Annotated in this window: 20 protein-coding genes; 11 read left to right on the top strand and 9 right to left on the bottom strand. The window is 58.3% G+C overall.

The features are described 5' to 3' along the window. Nucleotide 1 precedes the first annotated feature (1 nt). Nucleotides 2-1,789: a KinB sensor domain-containing domain gene (locus EE949_RS28155; RefSeq protein WP_122667280.1), complete on the top strand. Its 1,788-nt coding sequence runs from the start codon at nucleotides 2-4 to the stop codon at nucleotides 1,787-1,789. A 165-nt stretch (nucleotides 1,790-1,954) separates the two neighbouring features. Here EE949_RS28155 and EE949_RS28150 read toward each other — a convergent pair whose 3' ends face one another. The 6 genes from EE949_RS28150 to EE949_RS28125 all read right to left on the bottom strand — a co-directional run bounded on the left by EE949_RS28150 (nucleotide 1,955) and on the right by EE949_RS28125 (nucleotide 9,032). After that, nucleotides 1,955-3,574, bottom strand: a complete 1,620-nt coding sequence (locus EE949_RS28150) for an EAL domain-containing protein (protein WP_122667279.1) — start codon at nucleotides 3,572-3,574, stop codon at nucleotides 1,955-1,957. A 90-nt stretch (nucleotides 3,575-3,664) separates the two neighbouring features. Continuing rightward, nucleotides 3,665-4,441: an N-acetylmuramoyl-L-alanine amidase gene (locus EE949_RS28145; protein WP_122667278.1), complete on the bottom strand. Its 777-nt coding sequence runs from the start codon at nucleotides 4,439-4,441 to the stop codon at nucleotides 3,665-3,667. Between the two features lie 79 nt (nucleotides 4,442-4,520). Continuing rightward, nucleotides 4,521-6,599: a diguanylate cyclase gene (locus tag EE949_RS28140; RefSeq protein WP_122667277.1), complete on the bottom strand. Its 2,079-nt coding sequence runs from the start codon at nucleotides 6,597-6,599 to the stop codon at nucleotides 4,521-4,523. Next, the gene (locus EE949_RS28135) at nucleotides 6,596-7,468 is read right to left on the bottom strand and encodes an endonuclease/exonuclease/phosphatase family protein (protein WP_122667276.1); all 873 of its coding nucleotides are present in this window, start codon (nucleotides 7,466-7,468) and stop codon (nucleotides 6,596-6,598) included. Before EE949_RS28135 ends, EE949_RS28140 begins: the two co-directional genes overlap by 4 nt. 12 nt (nucleotides 7,469-7,480) lie before the next feature. Beyond that, nucleotides 7,481-8,119, bottom strand: coding sequence for a thiol:disulfide interchange protein DsbA/DsbL (locus tag EE949_RS28130; RefSeq protein ID WP_122667275.1), 639 nt, complete (start codon nucleotides 8,117-8,119; stop codon nucleotides 7,481-7,483). 295 nt (nucleotides 8,120-8,414) lie between these two features. Continuing rightward, complete coding sequence (locus tag EE949_RS28125) at nucleotides 8,415-9,032, bottom strand: c-type cytochrome (RefSeq protein ID WP_122667274.1); 618 nt, start codon at nucleotides 9,030-9,032, stop codon at nucleotides 8,415-8,417. 352 nt (nucleotides 9,033-9,384) lie between these two features. Between EE949_RS28125 and yihA the strand changes: the two genes are divergently transcribed. After that, entirely contained in the window at nucleotides 9,385-10,020 is a 636-nt protein-coding gene (yihA, locus tag EE949_RS28120) for a ribosome biogenesis GTP-binding protein YihA/YsxC (protein WP_122667273.1), read from the top strand. 351 nt (nucleotides 10,021-10,371) lie between these two features. Here yihA and polA read toward each other — a convergent pair whose 3' ends face one another. Beyond that, a complete protein-coding gene (gene polA, locus EE949_RS28115) occupies nucleotides 10,372-13,134 on the bottom strand; it encodes a DNA polymerase I (protein ID WP_122667272.1) in 2,763 nt (920 codons plus the stop codon). A 74-nt stretch (nucleotides 13,135-13,208) separates the two neighbouring features. On the opposite strand from polA, the gene EE949_RS28110 reads away from it, so the two are divergent. Both EE949_RS28110 and EE949_RS28105 read left to right on the top strand, forming a co-directional pair. After that, nucleotides 13,209-13,496 (top strand): DUF2782 domain-containing protein, encoded by a 288-nt coding sequence (locus tag EE949_RS28110; protein WP_122667271.1) that lies wholly within the window; start codon nucleotides 13,209-13,211, stop codon nucleotides 13,494-13,496. Between the two features lie 36 nt (nucleotides 13,497-13,532). Next, on the top strand, nucleotides 13,533-14,483 hold the full coding sequence (locus EE949_RS28105; RefSeq protein ID WP_122667270.1) for a homoserine kinase: 951 nt from the start codon (nucleotides 13,533-13,535) through the stop codon (nucleotides 14,481-14,483). Nucleotides 14,484-14,920: 437 nt separating this feature from the next. On the opposite strand, the gene EE949_RS28100 is transcribed toward EE949_RS28105, so the two are convergent. Further along, nucleotides 14,921-15,853: a zinc ABC transporter substrate-binding protein gene (locus EE949_RS28100; RefSeq protein WP_430735906.1), complete on the bottom strand. Its 933-nt coding sequence runs from the start codon at nucleotides 15,851-15,853 to the stop codon at nucleotides 14,921-14,923. Between the two features lie 67 nt (nucleotides 15,854-15,920). Here EE949_RS28100 and EE949_RS28095 point away from each other — a divergent pair, with 67 nt between their 5' ends. Genes EE949_RS28095 through EE949_RS28080 form a run of 4 tightly spaced genes read left to right on the top strand, consistent with a single transcriptional unit; the run spans nucleotide 15,921 to nucleotide 18,735 of the window. Continuing rightward, nucleotides 15,921-16,403: a Fur family transcriptional regulator gene (locus tag EE949_RS28095; protein ID WP_122667268.1), complete on the top strand. Its 483-nt coding sequence runs from the start codon at nucleotides 15,921-15,923 to the stop codon at nucleotides 16,401-16,403. Further along, entirely contained in the window at nucleotides 16,403-17,200 is a 798-nt protein-coding gene (gene znuC / locus EE949_RS28090) for a zinc ABC transporter ATP-binding protein ZnuC (protein WP_122667414.1), read from the top strand. Before EE949_RS28095 ends, znuC begins: the two co-directional genes overlap by 1 nt. Then, the gene (gene znuB, locus EE949_RS28085) at nucleotides 17,193-17,981 is read left to right on the top strand and encodes a zinc ABC transporter permease subunit ZnuB (protein WP_122667267.1); all 789 of its coding nucleotides are present in this window, start codon (nucleotides 17,193-17,195) and stop codon (nucleotides 17,979-17,981) included. The genes znuC and znuB overlap by 8 nt, the downstream gene beginning before the upstream one ends. Before the next feature lie 37 nt (nucleotides 17,982-18,018). Then, on the top strand, nucleotides 18,019-18,735 hold the full coding sequence (locus EE949_RS28080) for a PA5502 family lipoprotein (RefSeq protein WP_122667266.1): 717 nt from the start codon (nucleotides 18,019-18,021) through the stop codon (nucleotides 18,733-18,735). A gap of 135 nt (nucleotides 18,736-18,870) precedes the next feature. Here the strand turns inward: EE949_RS28080 and katE are convergent, their stop codons facing one another. After that, nucleotides 18,871-21,021 carry a catalase HPII gene (katE, locus tag EE949_RS28075; RefSeq protein ID WP_122667265.1) on the bottom strand — a complete coding sequence of 717 codons (2,151 nt, stop codon included), beginning with the start codon at nucleotides 21,019-21,021 and terminating at the stop codon, nucleotides 18,871-18,873. A gap of 657 nt (nucleotides 21,022-21,678) precedes the next feature. Here katE and EE949_RS28065 point away from each other — a divergent pair. The 3 genes from EE949_RS28065 to EE949_RS28055 all read left to right on the top strand — a co-directional run bounded on the left by EE949_RS28065 (nucleotide 21,679) and on the right by EE949_RS28055 (nucleotide 24,196). After that, nucleotides 21,679-22,686 (top strand): methionine ABC transporter ATP-binding protein, encoded by a 1,008-nt coding sequence (locus EE949_RS28065; RefSeq protein WP_122667263.1) that lies wholly within the window; start codon nucleotides 21,679-21,681, stop codon nucleotides 22,684-22,686. Further along, nucleotides 22,686-23,360 carry a methionine ABC transporter permease gene (locus EE949_RS28060; protein ID WP_122667262.1) on the top strand — a complete coding sequence of 225 codons (675 nt, stop codon included), beginning with the start codon at nucleotides 22,686-22,688 and terminating at the stop codon, nucleotides 23,358-23,360. Before EE949_RS28065 ends, EE949_RS28060 begins: the two co-directional genes overlap by 1 nt. A gap of 62 nt (nucleotides 23,361-23,422) precedes the next feature. Further along, a complete protein-coding gene (locus EE949_RS28055; protein WP_122667261.1) occupies nucleotides 23,423-24,196 on the top strand; it encodes a MetQ/NlpA family ABC transporter substrate-binding protein in 774 nt (257 codons plus the stop codon). Nucleotides 24,197-24,225 lie beyond the last annotated feature (29 nt).

Genomic DNA, 24,225 nt, shown 5'->3' with positions numbered 1-24,225 from the left:
CATGAAACTGGCGATGAAGTTGCGAACGCGGCTGTTCTTCAGCATCTCGGCCTTGATAACGGTAGCGTTGTTGGGGCTGATGCTCGGGCTTGTCAGCGTCATGCAAATGGCGAACTCCCAGGAATCGCTGATCCAGCAGAACTTTGTGACACTGGACACCGGGCTGAAGCTTCGGCAGAACCTGGGCGATCAACTGGTCATGATGCTCAATGAGACACCTGATCCCAAACCGCTTGGCAAGCTTCAGGACCAGTTCCGGGTCTTGCTGGAGCAAGGCGTCGAGCACGATGAACGCAATAACGTCGACAACGGTTTTCACGCAGCCAGGGTGGATTATCAGAAATTTATTGATGCGTATGAAGAGTCCCGCCAGTCCTCGCGTGCGATGCGTGACAATTCGGAACTGACCGAAGCCTTCAACGACCTGCGCAATAACTTGCTGATCGCCCATCGCAAGTCGCTGGATAACATCAGCCAGGTGGAAGTGCATTCCCGTGAAAGGGCGCTATGGGTGGCAGGCTTGCTCGGCCTGGTGGGGCTTGCGGTGTTGTGCATCGGATTCATCACGGCGCATGGCATCGCCCGGCGCTTCGGCGCACCCATCGAGGCACTGGCGAAGGCAGCGGATAATATCGGCAAGGGCAATTTTGAAGTGACCCTGCCGATTTCTTCTGCGGCAGAAATGAACCTGCTGACTCGACGTTTCGGGATCATGGCCGAAGCATTGCGGCAACATCAGGCCACTAACGTGGACGAGCTTCTGGCAGGCCAGCAGCGCTTGCAAGCGGTGCTGGACTGCATCGATGACGGCTTGCTGATGATTGACCGTCAAGGTCGCCTGGAGCACCTCAATCCGGTTGCCCAGCGCCAGTTGGGCTGGGACGAGCCAAAGCTTGGCCAAGGGCTTGGTGAGGCGTTGCAGCGCCCAGAGCTGGATGAACAGCTGTACCTGACCCTGCGGGGCGGCACACTGGAGCGCGCGCCGGAGGATCTTGCCATCGAGGTGGACGGCGAATCACGGTTGCTGACTTATAGCCTGACGCCGGTCAGCCACACCAAGGGCCACATTCTAGGCGCAGTGATGGTGCTCCACGACGTGACCGAGCAGCGCGCCTTCGAACGGGTTCGCAGCGAGTTTGTATTGCGCGCCTCCCATGAACTGCGCACGCCAGTCACCGGCATGCACATGGCGTTTGGTCTGTTCCGCGAACGCGCGAAATTCCCTGCAGACTCCAGGGAGTCGGACCTGCTCGACACGGTCAACGAGGAAATGCAACGTTTGATGCAGTTGATCAACGACCTGCTCAACTTTTCCCGCTATCAGAATGGCCTGCAGAAACTCACGCTTGCGCCCGTCTCAATCGAAGAGATGCTGGAGCAGGCACGACAGCGCTTCGACGCAAAAGCCCATGATCAAGACATTGTCTTGTCGATTGAAACGCAGGATCCACTGCCCCGACTCCACGCAGACCGTGCTCAGCTTGAACGCGTACTGGACAATCTGCTGGATAACGCACTGCGCCACACCCCTGAAAATGGCTTGATTCGCCTGCAGGCACGCCGCCATGGCGAGCGGGTGATCATCAGTGTGGAAGACAACGGCGAAGGCATTGCCTATGGTCAACAGGGGAGAATATTCGAACCCTTCGTCCAGGTCGGGCGCAAGAAGGGCGGTGCCGGGCTGGGTCTCGCGCTCTGCAAGGAAATCGTGCAACTGCACGGCGGCCGCATGGGCGTTTACTCCAGGCCAGGGCAGGGCACCCAGTTTTATATGGCGCTGCCGTTATAGGGTTAATCGGCACCACCGCGCTGTCGCGCAGCAAACATTGGCCCTGCCTGTAGGAGCGCGCTTGCCCGCAATTCAATCTGTCAGTCGATGAATAGATCGCCAGCAATGACGCCGTCGCGGGCAAGCGCGCTCCTACAGGCAAAAAAGCGATCTCCCGCAGGAACGCTATGCCACATCCTCAGCCCGACGCCCCTGACTGCGACGCCCACCGGTGACCAGCTCGCTGAACTTCTGAGCGCTCAGGGGCCGGGCGAATAACCAGCCTTGCCCGTATTTCACACCTTCGCTCATCAGCAGCCGGGCTTGGGACTCGAACTCGATACCTTCAGCGATTACCCGCAATTGAAGGGCATGAGCCATGCGAATGATGTGTGGGGCCACACCACTGCTGGCAGCGTCGTGACCCAGGGCGTCGATGAACGCCTTGTCGATCTTCAAACAATCCACCGGCAAGGTTTGCAGGTAAGCCAGGCTGCAGTAGCCCGTGCCGAAATCATCGATCAGCACTGGATGCCCCTTGTCGCGCAAGGCCTGCAGGTGGTTTCGCGCGATAACAACATCGATCAGTCCGCGCTCGGTCACCTCAAAGGCAATCTGCCGGGCCGAGACTTTATGCACCGCCAACAGTTTGGCCGTCACCCGCCCGATGCGAGGCGCCATCACATCACAGGCTGCAAGGTTAACCGAGATGTACAACTGCGGATTGGCACGCAACAGCGGGCCTAGTTGCTCAAGCGATTGCTGCAGAACGAAATCAGTGATCTGGCGGATCTGACCGGTATTTTCTGCCAAGGGGATGAACAGATCGGGACTGGTCAGCGTGCCGTCCGGCCTGCGCCAGCGCACCAGCGCCTCGGCACCCACGCAAAGGCGCGTGCCCAGATCAAAAATGGGCTGATAGAGCACTTTAAGCTCATCGCGCCGCAACGCGCCATTCAGCTCCCCCCCTAATGACTGTTGCTGACGCACCAGTTGCAGCACCAGCACCCCAATGAACAAGGCAACCAGCAAACTGGCCGGAACCAACAACCACCAGGCTCCTGTTACCTTCTCCTGAAGGCCGGCGCGCGGAGCAATCATCACCAGCTGATATTCAGGGCTTTCAGTTGGCATGCGATAGATCAACCGGGTGTCGGTGATCATCAGCTTCTCAGTGCCGGTCGCAGACCAGGGAATACTGGGCGGCCAGGACTGCTCAGGCCCCAGTACCGTGACGGCCTTGGCCCCGTGGTTGAGCACGACCAGCAAGCTGCCGCCGCTGGGCAAATCCACCACATCGGTCAAATGCCCGCGGGAGGTCGAAACTCTGAAGCCGCCCAGCCCGAGCACCAGCGATGCAAGGTTGTCATCAGGTTGGGCCGCCGTATTGAGCCAGTAATCGTAGGTGGGGCCGCGAATATCCGGCTCCCGGGATTGAGCGACAGCGATATCGCGCGCACCGCTGGAACACACCCTGCTATCGCCAACGAAAGCGGCTTCATAGATAAACCGGTAACTGGAGGTGACCTGACGCAGGCGCTCGACCATCTCCGGGCTGCAACGACGCAGAGGCTGGGCCTCCAACTGATCGAGCCCGGTACGCAACTGGCCAAACAGTTGCTCCATACGCACCAGAAAACGCCCGCCCTGAGCATTCATCTGCTCGCTTTCGTTCTGTCGCGCCTGATGCACTGCCAGGGCGAAGCTGCCCGCCAACAGCACAGCCGCACTTATCAAGGCGGCGAGCAAAGCCATCAGCCAAGGACGATAGAAGGTCAAGCGAAAGGGTGTTGCCGTGTCGCGCATCAGGTTGTTATCCGCAGGTATCCCTGTAGGTATAGCAACAAGCGCGGAAATAGCCCGTTTGATTAGGGCTACGGCAACAATTTAGTGGAATTAACGCTGACGGTTGAGCACCTTGAGGATCGCGGCGCTCTGGACATCTGGCTGTCCGTCAAAACGCGCAGGCCGATAGTGCATCTGGAATGCAGCCAATACGTCCCGCGTCGCAACATCCAGCTCGCCGGTTTGCGGCGTTGAGTAACCCACCCTGGCGAGTTGCTGCTGGAACCAGACGACGTCTGGCACGGTGTCCAGCATCAACGCCTGCTGTTCCGCAACCAGGCGCTCATCAGGCCATACACCCAGGCCTTCTTGCGCCAGTCGCTTCCAGGGAAAGAGCGGCCCCGGATCAAGCTTGCGCGCCGGAGCAATGTCACTGTGACCAATGATGTGGCGAGGGTCGATGTGGTTACGCTTGACGATGTCCTTGAGCAGCACGATCAGCGCCTGAATCTGACCTTCCGTGTAGGGATACCACAGCCTGCCAGTGGGCGTGTCGCGATACCCCGGATTGACTATTTCGATGCCAATCGAGGCAGAGTTCAACCAGGTACGCCCATCCCACTCGCTTTCACCCGCATGCCAGGCCCGAGCGTTCTCGTCGACCAGCTTGTAGACGGTCGGCGGGATGTCACCGATCAGATAATGCGCACTGACCTCGCCATGGGTGAGCAATTCGAGGGAGCGCTCCAGCGTCGCGGAGGTGTAGTGGACCACAACAAACTGGATACGATTGTCGTAATTCACCGAAGGATGACTGGTATCGAGTCGCGGCCCGCTGGTGCAGGCCGTTAACGTAATGAGCAGCAGGGCAGATAAAAACAGCTTCATGAAAACCTGAACACATGGACAGTAAAGAAGGGAGCATAACGCACTGCCGGGAAATCGGTCATGGCAATCAGGCCCTCGGTCAGCCTTGCTCAACCCGGTTTCGACCGTTTTCCTTGGCACGGTACAGGGCCTGATCGGCGCGCTTGAGCGCTACATCACTTCGCTCTCCGGGACGTAGCGCGGTCACGCCGCTGGAAACGGTGATCGTTACCGGCTCGCTTTTGAAATGGAACGGGCACTGCTCAACAGCGACCCGTAACTGTTCCAGCAAAGCCAGACCCGCCGTCACTTGAGTGGCCGGCAGCAGAATTACAAACTCCTCCCCCCCAAAGCGGGCAATGAAATCGGTGGAGCGCAGCTGTTTCTTCAGAACCTTGGCGACTATTTTCAGGACCCGATCACCGGCCAGATGCCCGTACCCGTCGTTGATACGTTTGAAGTGATCAAGATCCAGAATGCAGACCAGCAGACTGGTTTTGTTCTTTTGCCACACGGCCATCTCGTGCCCAAGACGCTCTTCCCAGGCTGCCCGGTTGGGTAAACCAGTCAAAGGATCAATCAACGCCTTTTGCCGCTGCTCTTCCAGATTGGCCCTGAAACCCAGCGCTTCCTGCTCCATGGTCGCCACTCGACTGGCCAGGCTTTGCAGGCGTGCGGCCACATCCTGCTCACGCTCATCACGGGTCTTCTGGTGCTGATCCATAGTCCCCAGCAGACCTTCCAGCCGGTTCTCCAGAATTTTCTTCAGGCTAGGCAAGTCAGCAGCGTCCTGGACACTGCTTTGCAAACCATCCACCTGAAGACGCAACTCATTGTTCAGCTCTCGCGAGGCTGTCTGCTGGTCAACGTAATCCTCGCTGGCGGCCTGGAGGTTGCTCTGGAATGACTCCAGACGCTCATTGAGCTGCTTTAGATAAATCTCGAACTCATGTTGGCCGCTATCAGTGATAGCAAGCATCAAGACCGCAAGATCGTCGAGAATAGGCAGCAATTCGTACCAGTTAAGACCATGTTCGAGACGCTGACGCATCGCCTCGGCCTGCGGGCGATGATGCTCCGGGAGTGTCAGATCGTTGAGAAGTCCCAGCAGTGTGTCTTCGATATGCGCCGCTACCGAGCTGTAACTGGGCTCCGGAGAGCTGGGTAATGCATAGGCAGAATCTTCTCCGCCACCCTCTGCATCCTCAGGCACCTCTTCTTCGTCGGTGACAGCAGCCACTGGCTCCGGGACATACTCATAAGGTACCGCCGGGGTGGGCGTCAGCAGATCCTGAATCGGTGGAGCTTCCGGCGTGGAAGCGGTCTTGGGTTCGACAGGCGCTGATGAAACAGGAACAGGTTGAGCGTCCACCTCAGCCACTGCAACAGCGGCGGGCTGGGCCACCGGGACCTGCACGTCTGGCAGCGGGGCTTGCAGTGGCGGAGCAGAAGACGGAGGCGGTGATGCCTCCAATGGAGCCTTCACTGCGGCTAATGGTGGATTATCGGTTGCGCCTGCTTGCTGTTGAGTATCGGCAGGCCCGTCCCAATCATCCGCCTCGGCTGCGTCGGGCACGCGATCGGCTTTAGCCGCAGACGCAGCCTCATCAACAACCGCAGGCGCTTCAGCTTCTTTAGCAGCTGAATCGCCTGTTTCATGCCCACCAAACAAGCGCTGCAACAACCCTGGCCGGGGCGGCTCTTCGGGCCGTTCTATAACGGTCAGCGCTTGCCCCTGCAGACCGCTGAGTTCGCCCAACAGAAGAGGCAGTTCCCGGGCCTGAGAGGCGCGCTCTTCAAGGTCTTTGGCAAAACGCTTGAGTGGCTTGCGCACGTCCTTGGGCAGTTGCAGGGACTGCAACTGCGTCACCAGCGACACCAATGCACTGCTGACTTGGGCAGCGCGCTCTTCGCGGCGTTGCTCTGAGTCCAGCACGGCTTTTTCCAGCTTCGGAATCAGTGCGGCAAGGCCTGCGTCCATGTCGTCCTTACGGACGATTTCGCGCATTTCCTTCATACATTGGTCAACAGCCCGGTCCGAGCCTTCTGCCGCCAGACTGCTGCGCACCAGGCCCCGGCGCAGCAAGTCGAGACGGGCGTTCCAGCGTTTTTCAAGCTTGTCTTGTTGTTCGATGCCTTTGAGGTACTTTTCTCGCCAGCGTTCAGCTTCGTCACTCATGCAGGGGACCCGGGATGACTGAGGGCAGGCAGCGAGTCGCCACTTAAGGAAGCAGGCAGGCGGATCTCTACTGCAACAGGCAGGTGATCGGAAATAGGCTGAGCCAATACCTGAACCCGCTCCAGAGTGAGTGTAGGACTGAGCAGAATATGATCAAGACAACGTTGAGGTCGCCAGCTTGGGAAGGTGGCTTCGACCTGTGGAGCCAGCAAACCCAGGTCGCGCAGGGGTGAGTTTTCCAGCAGATCCAGGGCGTGGGTGTTCATGTCGCCCATCAGGACCTGATGGCGATAACCACCGATCAATTCGCGGATATACGCCAGTTGCCGTGTCCGGGTGCGTGCGCCAAGGGCCAGGTGCATCATCACCACGACCAGCGCATCCTCCCCCTCGCCAAAACGAAGCAGAATCGCGCCGCGCCCACTCGGCCCCGGCAGCGGATGATCCTCGATAGCCCAGGGCCGCAGGCGGCTCAGCACACCATTGCTGTGCTGACCAAAACGGCCAAGGTTGCGATTGAGTTGCTGATACCAGTACGGGAAGGCACCCAACTGAGCGAGGTGTTCTACCTGGTTGACGTAGCCTGAACGCAAGCTGCCGCCATCGGCCTCTTGCAAGGCAACCAGATCGAAATCCCCCAGCAAGTCACCTATCTTGCGCAAATTGCCGGCTCGTCCCACGTGTGGCAGTAAATGTTGCCAGCTGCGCGTGACGTAATGGCCATAGCGGCCGGTGCTGATGCCGACCTGAATGTTGAAGCTAAGCAAGCGAAGCCGGCCATCGGCTGGCAGACCGCTTGCTTGCAGGTGATGTTCGTTGACCCGCGGATCATGCAGGCCAACGCTTCTTACCTCTTTCCTGCGCAGCATGGCAGGCGCTGCTTACTTGGCTGCAGCCGCTCGCTCTTTGGCGATGAGTTGATCAGCCACTTGCAGGGTTTGCTCTGGACCACCGGCAGAACCCAGGTCGAAACGGTATTTGCCGTTGACGATCATGGTCGGTACGCCAGTGATTTCATACTTCTTGGCCAGTTCCTTGTACTGGGCGATCTTGCCCTTCACAGCGAACGAGTCGAAAGTTTCCAGGAACTTGGTCTTGTCGACGCCCTGAGTGGCGACGAAATCAGCCATGTCATTCTTGTCGGTCAGACGCTTGCCACCCTTCTGGATAGCATCAAACACGGCTGCGTGAACCTTGTGCTCTACGCCCAGGATATCCAGGGTGATGAAGAGTTGGCCGTGTGCGTCCCAAGGGCCGCCGAACATGGCAGGGATGCGGACGAAGTGAACGTCAGCGGGCAGCTTTTCAACCCACGGGTTAATGGTCGGCTCGAAAGCGTAGCAGTGCGGGCAGCCGTACCAGAACATTTCCACAACTTCGATTTTGCCAGGCTCGGAAACAGGAACGGCGCTGCTCAGCTCGGTGTACTGTTTACCGGCTTCGATTGGTTCGGCAGCTTGTGCCGTAACACCGAAAAGACTGGCGGCAACCAGTGCGGCGCTGAGGATCAGATTACGCATGCTTTACTCCTGAGGCTGATATGAGTCGCCTTCAAACGACCGGACTTCGACCGGTCGGCAAGGCGCGAGTTCGCTAGTGTAACGCTGGCACGAACAAAAAAGGGTAGCCGAAGCTACCCTTTTTAAGTTGAAAAGCTGTTGGAGCCGGGCCTGCCCGCGAAGAACGGTAACGGGGTGTGTCTGGAGTTGCGCGGTGACGTTGCAGGCGATGCATGCGATGCGCCCGGAGACATACCGCGTTATCGTTTATCGCGAGCAAGCTCGGCTCCCACAGGATCAGCGTCAGCCAACCCTGTTAATGCAGTCCCTGAATGTACTGCGACAGCGCCTCGATATCCTTGTTGCTCAACTTCGCCGCAATCGAGCGCATGACCATGGTGTCGCCGTCATTGGTGCGATCACCTTCGCGGAAAGCTACCAGCTGCTTCTTGATGTAATCCGCATGCTGGCCGCCCAAGTGCGGGAAACCCGCAGCCGCGTTACCGACACCGTTAGGAGAATGGCAGCCTGTACAGGCAGGCATGCCCTCATTCAGCTTCCCGCCTCGAAATAGAGCCTCACCGCGAGCAACAAGCTTCTCGTCAGCGGCCCCGACACTACCTTTCTGGCTGGCGTAATACGCAGCGATGTCGTTCAGATCCTGCTCATTGAGGTTGGCCAGCAAGCCAGTCATCTCCAGCACGACGCGTTTGCCGTCCTTGATTTCATTGAGTTGCTTGAGCAGATAGCGCTCGCCCTGGCCTGCCAGTTTGGGGAAGTTCGGCGCCAGGCTGTTACCGTCAGGACCATGACAAGCGCCGCACACAGCGGTTTTGGCCTGACCGGCAGCCGCATCGCCGACTACGGTCTCAGCCGCCTGAGCCATGCCGCAGATGCCCAGGATCAACAGCAGACTCACGCAAATTTTGTTCATCAGGAAATCCAAATCGGCTAAAGGTGAATAGTTATATAGAGGTGGACTCGCTCATCCAGACGGACGAAGGTTCACGAATCCCCGCTATTGCGGTCCCTGCACAATCCACGCAACGGCATCGCTTTGAACTCCTGAACACAGGCGGCTCCAAAGCCTTCATACTCAGCAACCCTTTCAGGTTAAAAGCGGACTGCGTTCTAATGCGCTTATAGTTCTCGCTTGGCTGATGTAGCTTCCCGTGACCGGGACAAAGCACACACAAAATCTGCGGTAATTATATACTGGCCTCACTGAAACGGAAACGACACCTCTTGCCGCACCCCTTGCAGGCACCGCTCTTACCGGAAATCACATGCAACTCAAGAACCCCATTCTCGGCTTGTGCCAACAGGCAACCTTCATGCTCAGCGCTGCCAAAGTCGACCAGTGCCCGGACGACGAAGGCTTTGAAGTGGCCTTCGCAGGGCGCTCCAACGCAGGCAAGTCGAGCGCGCTGAATACCCTGACGCACGCCAGCCTGGCCCGCACATCGAAGACGCCGGGTCGTACGCAACTGCTGAACTTCTTCAAACTGGACGATGAGCGGCGCCTGGTCGACCTGCCGGGTTATGGCTACGCCAAGGTACCCATCCCGCTGAAACTGCACTGGCAGCGTCACCTTGAAGCTTATCTGGGCAGCCGGGAAAGCCTGAAAGGTCTGATTCTGATGATGGATATCCGTCACCCGATGACCGACTTCGACACCCTGATGCTGGACTGGTCGATTGCCAGCCACATGCCCATGCATATTTTGCTGACCAAGGCCGACAAGCTGACCTACGGCGCGGCCAAGAACACGCTGCTCAAGGTCCAGTCGGAAATCCGCAAGGGTTGGGGCGACGCAGTCACTATCCAGTTGTTCTCTGCGCCAAAGCGTATGGGGCTGGAAGAAGCCTATACCGTGCTGGCGGGCTGGATGGAGCTGGAAGACAAGGCACCGGCCGAGTAAATCGCAGGCAAAAAAAACCCCGGACTTCATATGGGGGAGGGGAAGTTCGGGGTTCAAGTTCCAGACTTCCAGGGAGGGAAGCCGGATATCTGCCAACACTTAACACAACTAGGAGCATGACTGGCTTTACGGCCAATCGAGTTCTCTGACTCGTGTTTCGAGGGGTAAGTTCCTGCCGCGCGGAAATTCTCGGTGGGCCAGAGCCTTATCAAGGCGTCTCAAGTTGGAGCGCTACCCCTGTGGGGGCGAATTCATTCGCGAAGGGGCCAGTACATCCGCAGCCTCTGTATCGTCTGAAATACCGCCTTCCCGAATAAATTCGGTCCCACAGGAATCGGTTTTACTGCGTGGTCAGTGCGCCTCATCCCAGTTATTGCCCACGCCGACTTCCACCAGCAGCGGCACATCCAGCTGGGCTGCGCCGCTCATGTACGGACGAATCTGCTCGCTGATCTGCTCAACCAAGTCTTCACGAACCTCAAGCACCAGTTCATCGTGCACCTGCAGGATGACCCTGGCGTCCAGCTTCGATTCCTCCAGCCAGCCATTTACCGCCACCATGGCTTTCTTGATGATGTCTGCCGCCGTGCCCTGCATCGGCGCGTTAATCGCCATGCGCTCGGCGCCTTTGCGCAAGGCCTGGTTCTTGGCGTTGATGTCCGGCAAATACAGACGACGGCCAAAGATGGTCTCCACGAAGCCCTGTTCAGCGGCCTGCGTGCGGGTGCGCTCCATGTAATCGAGCACGCCTGGGTAGCGGGCGAAATAACGGTCCACGTACGCCTGAGACTGTTTGCGATCCACACCGATCTGCTTGGCCAGACCAAAAGCACTCATGCCGTAAATCAGTCCGAAGTTGATCGCCTTGGCGCTGCGACGCATGTCGGTGGTGACGTTTTCAAGCTCGACGCCGAAGACTTCCGCAGCCGTTGCCCGGTGCACGTCCAGGTCATTACGGAAGGCGTGCAACAGACCTTCATCCTTGGCCAGATGGGCCATGATGCGCAGTTCGATCTGCGAATAGTCCGCTGCCAGCAGCTTGTAGCCCTTGGGGGCGACAAACGCCTGACGAATACGACGCCCTTCAGCGGTACGGATCGGGATGTTCTGCAGATTCGGGTCACTTGAGGACAAACGACCTGTCACCGCCACCGCCTGATGGTAGGAGGTGTGAATGCGACCGGTGCGCGGATTGATCTGTTCTGGCAGACGATCGGTGTACGTGCTCTTGAGCTTGCTCATCGAGCGGTACTGCATCAACACCTTGGGCAGGGGGAAGCCTTGCTCGGCCAGTTCAGCGAGCACCGCTTCGGCAGTCGAGGCCTGCCCTTTGGCAGTTTTGCTCAGGATCGGCATGCCGAGTTTTTCATACAGGATCACGCCCAGTTGTTTCGGCGATCCCAGATTGAATTCTTCTCCGGCAATCTCGAAAGCCTCGCGCTCAAGAGCGACCATCTTGTCGCCCAGCTCAACGCTTTGAATGCCGAGCAGCTTGGCGTCCACCAGCGCACCCTGGCGTTCGATACCCGCCAGCACCGGCACCAATGGCATTTCGATGTCATTGAGAACCGGGGCCAGGCTTGGGATCGCAGCGAGCTTCGCTTGAAGCGCTTCGTGCAAGCGCAGCGTTATGTCAGCTTCCTGAGCAGCGTACTGCGCGGCCAGTTCCAGAGAAATCTGGTCGAACGTCAGCTGTTTCACGCCTTTGCCAGCGATGTCCTGGATATTCCCGGCGGCATGCCCCAAGTATTTCAGCGCAAGGCTTTCGCGGTCATGGCGGGTTGCGGTGGAATCCAGCACATAGGATTCAAGCATGGTGTCGTACAGCAGCCCCTGAACTTCAATGCCCTGACTCTGATCGCCATCAATGGCGCAGTTAGCGAGGATATTGATATCAAACTTGGCGTGCTGACCGACTTTGATTTTGCTCGGGTCTTCCAGCAGCGGTTTGAGCTGCTTGAGTACGTGATCACGGTCCAGTTGCTGCGGCACGCCCATGTAGGAGTGAGTCAGCGGGATGTAAGCGGCTTCGTGAGTCTGCACGGCAAACGACAAGCCCACCAGTTGCGCACGCTGGGCGTCCAGGCCATTGCTCTGGGTCACGAACGCCACCAGCTTCGCGTCGTTGAGTTTCTTCAGCCAAACGTCGAGCTGGCTCTGCTCAAGGATGGTTTCGTAGCGGGACTCTGCCGGGGCCGGGGCTTCTTCGATGGCGATTTCCAGACCGACACGCTTGGCGTCGCGGTGCAGCTCTTCAATCCAGCTTTTGAATTCCAACTCGGCGTACAGCTCAAGCAGCGCTTCACGATCAGGCTCGGTGCAGTGCAGTTGATCCAGCTCGATATCCAGTGGCACATCGATCTTGATCGTCGCCAGTTCGTACGACAGGAACGCCATCGCCCGGTGCTCTTCGAGCTTGGCAGCCAGGGTTTTCGCGCCACGGATCGGCAGCGTCGCGACCATTTCGAGGTTTTCGTACAACTCTTTCAGGCCGCCGCCCACGCCGACCAACAGGCCTACGGCAGTCTTTTCGCCAACGCCCGGCACGCCTGGGATGTTATCGACCTTATCGCCCATCAGCGCCAGGTAATCGATGATGTGCTCAGGGCCGACGCCGAACTTCTCTTTCACGCCCGCCACGTCCTGGACGCTGCCTGTCATGGTGTTGACCAGCGTGATGTGGCCATCCACCAACTGCGCCATGTCCTTGTCGCCGGTGGAAATGATTACCGGCCGGTCCGCCGCCGCGCTACTGCGCGCCAAGGTGCCGATCACGTCATCGGCTTCGACCCCGTCCACGCACAGCAATGGGTAGCCCAAGCCTTTTACGCAGGCATGCAGCAGGTCGATCTGCACGCGCAAATCATCTGGCATGCTCGGGCGATTGGCTTTGTACTCGGCATACAGATCGTCACGGAACGTGCCGCCCTTGGCGTCGAACACCACCGCAAACGGGCTGTCCGGATATTGCCGACGCAGGCTTTTGAGCATATTCAGCACGCCCTTCACGGCTCCAGTCGGCAAACCTTTGGACGTGGCAAGTGGCGGCAGCGCGTGAAAAGCGCGGTACAGGTAAGAAGAACCGTCCACCAGGACGAGGGGAGCTTGGCTCATGAGCAGAATCAACCTTTTCGGCGGGGTCGGCGCTAGAATGCGAGGACCATTGACGACAAAGGGACAAGGTTATCATGCGCACAACAAATCGCCTGTTGCTGGCTGGCCTGTTTGCACTCTGCCCGCTAATCGCTGTTGCTGCCGATGACGCACCGTCAGGAGACCCGGAAGTTACTATCCGCACCGAAGGTGACAAGACGATTCAGGAGTACCGCCAGAATGGCTTCCTGTATGCCGTCAAAATCACCCCGAAGGGCGGTAAGCCCTACTTCCTGGTGCGTGCCGATGGTACAGATGCCAATTTTATTCGTTCAGACCAACCGGATATGCTGATTCCGTCGTGGAAAATATTCGAGTGGTAAGGTCCCACATTCACCCTTTTTGCTGGCAGCCCTGATATGTCCGTATTTACACCCCTGGCTCGGCCCGAGCTGGAAACATTTCTCGCCCCTTACGGGCTAGGCCATCTACGTGACTTTCAAGGCATTGCCGCTGGAAGCGAAAACACCAACTACTTCATCAGCCTGGAGCAGGGTGAGTTCGTGCTGACGCTGGTGGAGCGTGGTCCGGTTCAGGAAATGCCGTTCTTCATCGAACTGCTGGACACCCTGCACGACGCTGATTTACCCGTGCCGTATGCGCTGCGCACCACGGACGGCAGCGCGTTGCGCGAACTGGCAGGCAAACCCGCGTTACTGCAGCCGCGCCTGCCGGGCAAGCACATCAGTGAGCCGAATAATCAGCATTGCGTGCAGATTGGTGAATTGCTTGCCCACCTGCACCTGGCAACACGCGACAAAGTGCTGGAGCGCAAGACCGATCGCGGTCTGGACTGGATGTTGAGCGAAGGCGCAACGCTGATTTCTCATCTGGATGCTGCGCCGAGTGCATTGCTCAAAGCTGCGCTGGAAGAAATCGAACGCCTGAAGCCAAAGATCATGGCCTTGCCCCGGGCGAACCTGCATGCCGATCTGTTCCGCGACAACGCGCTGTTCGAAGGCACGCACCTGACCGGCCTGATCGACTTTTACAACGCCTGTTCGGGGCCGATGCTCTATGACCTGGCTATCGCGCTGAACGATTGGTGTTCGGACGAAGAGGGCAAGATCGACGCACCACGCGGACGGGCCTTGCTGGGTGCTTACGCAGGACTGCGTCCGTTTACCGCTGCCGAGGCTGAATTGTGGCCAACCATGCTGCGCGTTGGCTGCGTGCGTTTCTGGCTGTCACGCTTGATTGCAGCGGAATCCAATGCAGGGCAAGACGTGCTGATCCATGATCCGATGGAATTCCAGAAGCGCCTGGAGCAACGACAAGAAACGCACCTGCCGCTGCCGTTTGCGTTGTAATCCTATTCCTGATGATACCGCTGACACAGGCTGGCCATGATCTCAAACTCATGATCGACCTGTGGGACCGAGTTTATTCGGGAAGGCGGTATTTCAGGCGATACATAAGCTGCGGATGTGCTGGCCCCTTCGCGAATGAATTCGCTCCCACCGGGAACAGACATAGCATCTGCCACAGAAAACGCGTCCGCAGGTAGATCAAAGGCTTTCCAGCCCCCGTGAGAGCGCCTGGCACAAATCACGGGTGCTGCTTCAACCCTGTGGGACCGAATTCATTCGGGAAGGCGGTATTTCAAGCGATACACAAGCTGCGGATGTACTGGCCCCTTCGCGAATGAATTCGCTCCCACCGGGATTGCGCTTGTGAACAGACATAGCAATGCTGAAACACCCCTTTCGCAGCCTTCGGCAGCTCCTACAAAGACTACCGACCGACTTCAAAGACTCTCCAGACACCCCACCAGATCATCCCCAAGCTTGTTTAGCAGCAGCTCATACCCCGTCGCGTTCGCCGGGGTTTCACCGCCCAATGCATCCAGCTCAGCCAGCTTTGCAGGCAGCCCGGCCGCCAGGGTTTCGGCAAGACGCGGACGCAATGGCGGCTCGCTGAACACGCAGGTTTTGCCCACTTCCGTCAGCCGTGCGCGCATCGCCGCAACATGCTGGGCGCCCGGCTGTACCTCGGCAGCAACGCTGAACACGCCCGCATGCTTGAGGCCGTAAGCGTCTTCGAAGTAATCGAAAGCCTCGTGAAACACGAAGTAGGGCTTGCCCGCGATGCCGGCTACCCGGCTCTTGAGACGCGCATCCAATACATCCAGACGCTCATTGAACGCCTTGGCATTACTCGCATACCGCGCAGCGTTGGCAGGATCGGCAGCACTTAAATCACTCGCCATTTTTGCCGCAATCACCCGGGCGTTTACTGACGACAGCCACAAGTGCGCGTCCAGACTTCCGGGACGATGATCATGATCATGCTCGTCGTGGCCATCTTCGTCGCCTTCTTCGTGAGACGCGCTGTCAGCGCCGAAGTGGCGCAACTTCAGTCCCGGCAGCGATTGCACAGCTACGACCGGCAAGGTCCGGCTTTTCAGAACACGTGGCAGGAAGCCTTCCATGTCCGGGCCGATCCAGTAGAGCAAATCGGATTGCTGCACGCGCCGTACGTCGGATGGTCGCAAAGCATAGTGGTGAGGCGAAGCGCCCGGAGGCAAAAGCACCTCTGGTTTACCGACGCCGTCCTGCACAGCCGCCGCAATCAGCTGCAGTGGCTTTATGCTGGTAAGGACGCGGACTTCAGCCTGAACCGGGGAAATTGTCAGCAAACTGGCGGTTAAAACGATAAAAAAGGCAAAAAGACGATGCACGTGGGCCACTCATTGAAGGCGGGAACGGGTAACATAATAACGTCTCTAGCAAATATCGTCGCCGCCCATGCCTATTACACCGTTGGCCAGTCGCCCTCACGACCACTCCCATTGCGTGCATACCGCGCTCTCCGAAGCCGATGCGCTGTGCGCCCAGAAAGGCCTGCGCCTGACCGCTTTGCGCCGCCGCGTGCTGGAACTGGTCTGGCAAAGCCATAAACCGCTGGGTGCCTATGACATCCTCGCCGTACTCAGCGAAGAAGACGGCCGCCGCGCCGCGCCGCCTACCGTTTACCGCGCGCTGGATTTCCTCCTGGAAAACGGCCTGGTACACCGCATTGCTTCGCTGAACGCCTTCACCGGCTGTAACCACCCGACTCACGCGCATCAGGGTCAATTCCTGATTTGCCGTGAATGCCACGCCGCCATCGAGCTGCAAAGCCCGACCATCAGTGACGCCGTGACAGGCGCCGCCGCCGAAGTCGGTTTCGCCGTCGAAGGCCAGACCGTGGAAATCATCGGGGTATGTTCCGGCTGCAAGGCGGCCTGATGAGCAACGCGTTAATCAAACTTGAGCGCGTCGGCGTCGCCCTTTCCGGGCAGAACGTGCTGGAAAACATTCACCTGAGCGTCAAGCCCGGGGAAATCGTCACCCTGATCGGCCCCAACGGCGCAGGTAAAACAACGCTGGTGCGTGCGGTGCTTGGCTTGCTCAAGCCGGATTCCGGCAGCGTGTGGCGCAAATCGAAGCTACGTGTTGGCTACATGCCGCAAAAGCTGCATGTTGACCCGACGCTACCGCTGTCCGTGCTGCGTTTCCTGCGTCTGGTTCCCGGCGTAGATCGAGCGGGTGCGCTGGCAGCCCTTGTGGAAGTGGGTGCCGAGAAAGTCATCGACAGTCCGCTACAGGGGATTTCCGGCGGTGAAATGCAGCGCGTTCTGCTGGCCCGCGCCCTGTTGCGCGAACCGGAACTACTAGTCCTGGATGAGCCCGTGCAGGGCGTCGATGTAGCGGGGCAGGCCGAGCTATATAGCTTGATCACCCGCCTGCGTGATCGTCACGGATGCGGCGTATTGATGGTCTCTCACGACCTGCATCTGGTGATGAGCACAACGGATCAAGTGGTATGCCTCAATCGCCACGTCTGCTGCTCCGGCCACCCGGAACAGGTCAGTCACGATCCTGCGTTTGTCGAGTTGTTCGGCAAGAACGCACAAAGCCTGGCGATTTATCACCACCATCACGACCACGCTCATGATTTGCATGGCGAAGTCGTCGAGGACGCCGCCGATTTGGCCGGCTCTACCCACACACACGTTCACGGAGACAGCTGCAAGCATGGCTGATTTTCTTCTTTACGCCTTGCTTGCTGGCCTGGCTTTGGCGCTGGTTGCCGGCCCTCTGGGCTCGTTCGTGGTTTGGCGACGCATGGCCTATTTTGGCGACACCCTTTCTCACGCCGCTCTGCTGGGTGTCGCGCTGGGGTTTCTACTGGATGTCAGCCCGACAATTGCGGTGACAGTCGGCTGCCTGCTGTTGGCGATTCTGCTGGTTACGCTGCAGCAACGTCAGCCGTTGGCGTCGGACACTCTCCTTGGGATACTCGCGCCCAGTACCTTGTCCCTCGGGCTGGTGGTGCTGAGTTTCATGCATGACGTGCGCATCGACCTGATGGCGTACCTGTTCGGGGACTTGCTGGCGATCAGCGCCAATGATCTGGTCTGGATACTCGGCGGCTCGCTGGCAGTGCTAGGGTTACTGGTAGTGCTCTGGCGTCCGCTGCTGGCAATCACGGTGCATGAAGAGCTAGCAAAGGTTGAAGGTCTGCCGGTCGCGGGCCTGCGCATGGCGCTGATGTTGTTGATCGCTGTCGTGATCGCTGTGGCAATGAAAATCGTCGGAGTTTTGTTAATTACCTCACTGCTGATCATTCCAGCAGCTGCGGCACAGCGTCACGCCCGCTCGCCGGAGCAAATGGCGCTTGGTGCAAGCGTGCTTGGCGTAGTAGCTGTGTGCCTTGGGCTGTCGATGTCCTGGTTCAAGGACACCCCGGCAGGGCCATCAATTGTGGTTTCAGCAGCGGCTTTGTTTCTGCTGAGTTTTGTCCTACCCAAACGAGCGGTGTAGACTTGCTCGTTTTTTGCGCAATTAGAGAATCGCAGGAATGAAGCCGTTCGCATCCCGTTATCTGCTGCTTGCCGCATTTTCCGTCCTGTTGGCTGCCTGTCAAAGCGCGCCATCGGTGGACACGCCTGTGGCCGTAACCGAGCCAGACGGTTTCGCCCAGCTTGAGCAGAGCATTACTACCAATGAACTGGCCACCGCCGAAGATCAGTTGGCAAAGCTGCAAGCAGCAGCGCCGACAGACATTCGTCTTGAGCCGTTCCAGCGTCGCCTGGCTGAGGCCTATTTGAGCCGTAGCCAGATTGGCCTGCAAAAGGGTGACGTCAACGCTGCCGCAACGGCCCTGAGCCGCGCCCGAGCCTTGATGCCCAAGGCTCCTGCATTGACCAGTGGCGTCAATGGCGCCATCGCCCATGCCCGTAAAGCCGAGCTGGACAAAGCCGAAGCAGAATTGAAGGCAGCTGAAGCGAAGCGTGTTGCCAAGTTGATTGATCCATCGGCAGAAAGCACCACCATCGAGTTGAAGATCGGCGATATGGCGCAACTTCGTCGTCAGCTGGATGCTATCGCAGCCGATACTGTCGCATTCAATTGCGTCGTATTGCTGCAAGTACCGCGCACAGACGATTACCCATGGCTGGCCACATTGCTGACCAAACGGGTGAACAAGATCAATCCGGATTTCGAGCTGGAACTGCGCCGCAAGATCGAGCGCAATGAGAAGGCGACCGTCGTTCTGAAGCCTGCACAGCAATAGAGGCAAAATGCAGTCCTCATGTGGGAGCGGTGCTTGCCCGCGATAAGGGCGACGCGGTCTAAAGTGAAATCGCATCCAGCCTTATCGCGGGCAAGCACCGCTCCCACAAGGATGAGAGTGATGCCTGCTTAGCCTTTAAGCAGGAATCGCTTTAGCCTTCGGCTCGCGATCCCAGACCCGGTGCTGGGCTATCGCGGTGAAGAAAGACTTGAAGGATTTGCTGTCAGACACTTCCAGCAGCCCGGCATCCTTGTCCAGATGCAGCAGATCAATGATCTGTTTCGCCTCACCACTCACAGAAATCGCCTTCAGGTGTTTGTACGCTTCTAGCACGTAGTGCAGCGCGACACCGTCGCCGCTCAATGCTTTCACCGAAGCAGCGCCGCCCGGAATGAATACCGCGTCAAACGCTACTGACGGCAAACCTTCCATGGATGCATCAACCGGCAGACTCGCACCGCTAGCCGTTTTCACTGGCGCGGAGGTCGGGCCGAGCACCTTAGCGTGAGCGCCTTCAGCTTCCAGCGCCGCTTTCATGGCCGCTACAGCCTTATCGTCCACACCATTGGCTACCAGGATCGCTACTTTGCGCGACACGATGTCCCCGGCGAGCAGGTTCATCTGGCTGAGCAGAGGCGACTCTTTGAGCGATTGCTTTCTGGCTGGCACGGTCGGTGCGGTTGGCGCCGGCAGACCCAGGTTGGCGGCAACACGGCTGGCAAGTTCCAGATCGATGTTGGCAAGGATCTCGTTCACCTGGCGTGCACGAATGTGTTCGCGCTCAACCTTGCCCAACTCGAAGCTGTACGCCGCAATGATGTGCTCTTTCTCGGCATGGCTCATGCTGTTGAAGAACAGCGTCGCTTGCGAGAAATGATCGGAGAACGACTCGCTGCGCTGGCGAACCTTGTGCGCCTCGATGCGCTCTGGATAGCTCTCGAAGCCGCCATCCACCGGGCCAGCAGGGGTTTCTTTCGGCCAGCCGCCATCAATCGAGTTCGGCTCGTACGAAGCACGGCCCTTATCGATAGTCGTGCGGTGCTGAGCATCGCGCTGACCGTTGTGATTAGGCGCCACAGGACGGTTGATCGGGATCTCGTGGAAGTTGGGCCCACCCAGACGGCTGATCTGGGTATCTGTATAGGAAAACAGACGACCTTGCAGCAGCGGATCATTGGAGAAGTCGATACCCGGCACGACGTGACCAGGGCAGAACGCGACCTGTTCGGTTTCCGCGAAGAAGTTATCCGGGTTGCGGTTAAGCACCATCTTGCCCAGCGGCGTCACCGGCACCAGCTCTTCAGGGATAATCTTGGTCGGATCGAGAATATCGAAGTCGAACTTGTGCTCGTCTTCTTCTGCAACGATCTGCACACCCAGTTCCCACTCAGGGTAGTCACCGGTTTCGATGGATTCCCACAAGTCGCGGCGGTGGAAGTCGGTGTCTTTACCGGCCAGCTTCTGCGCTTCGTCCCACACCAGTGAGCACACGCCAAACTTGGGCTTCCAGTGAAACTTCACGAAGGTCGATTTGCCTTCGGTGTTGATCATGCGGAACGTGTGTACGCCAAAGCCTTGCATGGTGCGCAGGCTTTTAGGAATTGCACGGTCGGACATGGTCCACAGCACCATGTGAGCCGACTCAGGCACCAGTGAGACAAAGTCCCAGAACGTGTCGTGCGCCGAGCCACCGGTAGGAATTTCGTTATGCGGTTCAGGTTTCACCGCGTGAACGAAATCCGGGAATTTGATCGCATCCTGGATGAAGAACACCGGCATGTTGTTGCCAACCAGGTCGTAATTGCCTTCATCGGTGTAGAACTTCACCGAGAAGCCGCGCACGTCGCGGACGGTATCGCCTGAGCCACGCGGGCCTTGCACGGTGGAAAAGCGCACGAACACCGGGGTTTTCTTGCCGGGATCACGCAAGAAGCCCGCCTTGGTCAGTTCGGCGTGGTCTTCGTAAGTCTGGAAATAGCCATGAGCAGCCGTGCCGCGCGCGTGGACGATGCGCTCCGGGATACGCTCGTGGTCAAAGTGCGTGATTTTCTCACGCATGATGAAGTCTTCGAGCAGTGAAGGGCCGCGGTCACCGGCCTTCAAGCTGTTCTGGTTGTCGGAAACTTTGACACCATGGTTGGTGCGCAGCGCTTGCTGAGTAGCATCGGAGCGAAACTGCTCCAGGCTTTCCAGCTTGGCGTTGGTGTTGCCACGATCCAGAGTGTCGGTTCCTGCTAGTTCGCTTTTAGATCCATCGGGTGCATTCGTTGGTTTCTTCGTAGCCATCAGACAAAAACTCCTCAGTAACAGGCTGCCCTTTAGCCAGGAACGGCATGGGGCTTATAAGCAGAATTCCCTGGTAAGGGCCTCAGGGAAGTCACGGCGCTAAGAAAGTGACTGAGAAGAAAAACAGGCGTTCCGTGTTTTTTCTGAAGATCTGGCGGGTGGTACTTCCACTGGAGCGATTTCCTGTGGGAGTCGCCCCGGTGTCCCTGACACATCGCTCTCGCGCACCAAACTTGGTTCTATGTGGGAGCGGTGCTTGGTCTGGGCGGCATTCCGACGATAAAGGCGACGCGGTTTGAAGGGTAAACCGCGGTGTGCTTATCGCGGGCAAGCACCGCTCCCACATAAAAACCTCATTTATTCAGTGAGTTATTTTTTGTTTGATAGGAGCTGGGCTTGCCCGCGATAAGACTGGATGCGATATGCCTGATATTTGCGGAGCCTTTATCGCGAGCAAGCTCTGCTCCCACCGGAAATCGCGATCCTTGCCATCCATCGCCTTATTCCATTTCAGCAGGTCCGTTATGAAATAAATGCTAAATACCATCCGACGGACAGGCTAAAATGCGCGCCCGGCCTATCCAGCCGGTGCGAATCAGCCGGTGCGCGTCCTGCCGCTGCGCTGAATTTTTAACGCGCCCCCACAAGGTTCGCTAAGTGATCGAGTTCCATAACGTCCATAAAACCTACCGGGTGGCAGGCAAGGAAATTCCGGCCCTGCACCCCACCAGCCTGCGCGTCGAAGACGGCCAGGTATTCGGCCTGATCGGCCATTCAGGGGCTGGCAAAAGTACCCTGCTGCGCCTGATCAACCGCCTGGAAACCCCGAGCGGCGGGCAGATCGTTGTTGACGAAGACGACGTCACTGCCCTTGACGCCAATGGCTTGCGGCGCTTCCGCCAGCAGGTCGGGATGATCTTCCAGCACTTCAACCTGCTGTCTTCCAAGACCGTGGCCGACAACGTCGCCATGCCGCTGACGCTGGCCGGTGATATGTCCCGCGCCGAGATCGATCAGCGCGTAGCGGAACTGCTCGCCCGGGTTGGCTTGTCCGACCACGCGAAGAAATACCCTTCGCAACTGTCCGGTGGGCAAAAGCAGCGTGTCGGTATTGCCCGCGCCTTGGCCACCAAGCCAAAGATTCTGCTCTGCGATGAAGCCACCAGCGCCCTGGACCCGCAAACCACGGCGTCGGTCCTGCAACTGTTGGCGGAGATCAATCGTGAGCTGAAGCTGACCATCGTCCTGATCACCCATGAAATGGACGTGATCCGCCGTGTCTGCGACCACGTCGCCGTCATGGACGCCGGCGTAATCGTCGAGCAAGGCAAGGTCGCTGATGTATTCCTGCACCCACAGCACCCGACGACCAAGCGCTTTGTTCAGGAACACGAGCAAATCGACGAAAACGAACAGCGCGATGACTTTGCACACGTCGAAGGCCGCATCGTGCGTCTGACCTTCCAGGGTGAGGCGACTTACGCGCCGTTGCTCGGCACTGTCGCGAGAGAAACCGGCGTGGATTACAGCATCCTGGCCGGACGCATTGATCGCATCAAGGACACGCCTTACGGGCAACTGACCCTGGCTATCACTGGCGGCGACATGGACGCCGCCTTCGCTCGCTTCACCGCCGCGGATGTTCATATGGAGGTGCTGCGCTAATGGACGCTCTACTGACTTTATTCCCCAACGTCGACTGGGCAGAAATCTGGATCGCCACGCTTGATACCCTGAACATGCTGGTCGTGTCTCTGGGCTTTACCGTGCTGCTGGGCTTGCCGCTGGGCGTGATTCTGTTCCTCACCTCGCCACGCCAGTTGCTCGAAAACAAAGGCCTGTACTCGGTGCTGGCCGTCATCGTCAACTTGCTGCGGGCCTTGCCCTTCATCATCCTGCTGATCGTGATGATGCCGGTGACCGAGATCATCACCGGCACTACGCTGGGTATTCTCGGCACCTTGCCGCCGCTGATCGCAGGCGCCACGCCCTTCTTCGCCCGCCTGGTAGAAACAGCGCTGCGTGAAGTGGATCGCGGCATCATTGAGGCGACTCAGGCGATGGGTGCCACCACCCGGCAGATCATCGTCAAGGCGCTGCTGCCTGAGGCTCGCCCCGGCATCCTCGCTGCCATTACCGTTACGGCCATTGCGCTGGTGTCGTTCACCGCCATGGCGGGCGCTGTTGGCGCAGGCGGGCTGGGTGATCTGGCGATCCGCTACGGTTACCAGCGCTTCCAGAACGATGTGATGTTCGTGACGGTCGTATTGCTGCTGGTGCTGGTGCAAATCCTGCAAACCATCGGCGACAAACTGGTCGCGCACTTTTCCCACCGCTAAGTATTGGCCGATTTTGTCGGCAATGGCCCGCCACGATGGCGGGTCCTCAAAGGAGTTGATGTATGAAGAAGCTGTTGGCCGTATTTGCCGCCGTCGCCGCATTGTCCGCGCATGCCGATGAAACCCTGACTGTTGCAGCCAGCGCCGTGCCTCACGCCGAGCTGCTTGAGTTCGTGAAGCCGACCCTGGCCAAAGAAGGCGTAGACCTGCAGATCAAGGTCTTCAATGACTACGTGCAGCCCAATGTACAGGTTGCTCAGAAGCGTCTGGATGCCAACTTCTTCCAGCACCAGCCGTATCTGGATGAGTTCAACAAGGGCAAAGGTACTGATCTGGTCAGCGTCGCCAAGGTTCACGTAGAACCGTTCGGTGCTTATTCGGACAAGATCAAGAACCTGGCCGATTTGCCGGACGGTGCGAACGTTGCGCTGCCTAACGATGCCACCAACGAAGGCCGCGCGTTCCTGTTGCTGGCCAAAGCGGGTCTGATCACTCTGAAAGATCCAACCAGCATCCTGGCCAAGCCGAGTGACGTGCTGCAGAACCCGAAAAACCTGAAGTTCCGCGAGCTGGAAGCGGCTACCCTGCCACGTGTGCTGACTCAGGTTGACCTGGCACTGATCAACACCAACTACGCGTTGACTGCCAAGCTTGATCCAACCAAAGACGCGCTGATCATCGAAGGTGCCGAGTCGCCTTACGCCAACATTCTGGTAGCACGCCCGGACAACAAGGATTCGGACGCCATGAAAAAGCTGGTCGCTGCGCTGCAAAGCCCGGAAGTGAAAGCATTCATCGCCGAGAAATACAAAGGCGCTGTGGTTCCAGCGTTCTAAGCTGATCCCGCCTTCCTACAGAGAATGCA

This window comes from Pseudomonas viridiflava (genome assembly GCF_900602065.1).
In the GTDB taxonomy this organism is placed as follows: Bacteria; Pseudomonadota; Gammaproteobacteria; order Pseudomonadales; family Pseudomonadaceae; genus Aquipseudomonas.
This window is presented reverse-complemented; position numbering and strand designations above follow the sequence as displayed.

Bases quoted from the DNA above. Each gene is read 5' to 3' on its own strand.
- EE949_RS28155 (WP_122667280.1), top strand. From the start codon at position 2: ATGAAACTGGCGATGAAGTTGCGAACGCGGCTGTTCTTCAGCATCTCG.
- EE949_RS28150 (WP_122667279.1), bottom strand. From the start codon at position 3,574: ATGCGCGACACGGCAACACCCTTTCGCTTGACCTTCTATCGTCCTTGG.
- EE949_RS28145 (WP_122667278.1), bottom strand. From the start codon at position 4,441: ATGAAGCTGTTTTTATCTGCCCTGCTGCTCATTACGTTAACGGCCTGC.
- EE949_RS28140 (WP_122667277.1), bottom strand. From the start codon at position 6,599: ATGAGTGACGAAGCTGAACGCTGGCGAGAAAAGTACCTCAAAGGCATC.
- EE949_RS28135 (WP_122667276.1), bottom strand. From the start codon at position 7,468: ATGCTGCGCAGGAAAGAGGTAAGAAGCGTTGGCCTGCATGATCCGCGG.
- EE949_RS28130 (WP_122667275.1), bottom strand. From the start codon at position 8,119: ATGCGTAATCTGATCCTCAGCGCCGCACTGGTTGCCGCCAGTCTTTTC.
- EE949_RS28125 (WP_122667274.1), bottom strand. From the start codon at position 9,032: ATGAACAAAATTTGCGTGAGTCTGCTGTTGATCCTGGGCATCTGCGGC.
- yihA (WP_122667273.1), top strand. From the start codon at position 9,385: ATGCAACTCAAGAACCCCATTCTCGGCTTGTGCCAACAGGCAACCTTC.
- polA (WP_122667272.1), bottom strand. From the start codon at position 13,134: ATGAGCCAAGCTCCCCTCGTCCTGGTGGACGGTTCTTCTTACCTGTAC.
- EE949_RS28110 (WP_122667271.1), top strand. From the start codon at position 13,209: ATGCGCACAACAAATCGCCTGTTGCTGGCTGGCCTGTTTGCACTCTGC.
- EE949_RS28105 (WP_122667270.1), top strand. From the start codon at position 13,533: ATGTCCGTATTTACACCCCTGGCTCGGCCCGAGCTGGAAACATTTCTC.
- EE949_RS28095 (WP_122667268.1), top strand. From the start codon at position 15,921: ATGCCTATTACACCGTTGGCCAGTCGCCCTCACGACCACTCCCATTGC.
- znuC (WP_122667414.1), top strand. From the start codon at position 16,403: ATGAGCAACGCGTTAATCAAACTTGAGCGCGTCGGCGTCGCCCTTTCC.
- znuB (WP_122667267.1), top strand. From the start codon at position 17,193: ATGGCTGATTTTCTTCTTTACGCCTTGCTTGCTGGCCTGGCTTTGGCG.
- EE949_RS28080 (WP_122667266.1), top strand. From the start codon at position 18,019: ATGAAGCCGTTCGCATCCCGTTATCTGCTGCTTGCCGCATTTTCCGTC.
- katE (WP_122667265.1), bottom strand. From the start codon at position 21,021: ATGGCTACGAAGAAACCAACGAATGCACCCGATGGATCTAAAAGCGAA.
- EE949_RS28060 (WP_122667262.1), top strand. From the start codon at position 22,686: ATGGACGCTCTACTGACTTTATTCCCCAACGTCGACTGGGCAGAAATC.
- EE949_RS28055 (WP_122667261.1), top strand. From the start codon at position 23,423: ATGAAGAAGCTGTTGGCCGTATTTGCCGCCGTCGCCGCATTGTCCGCG.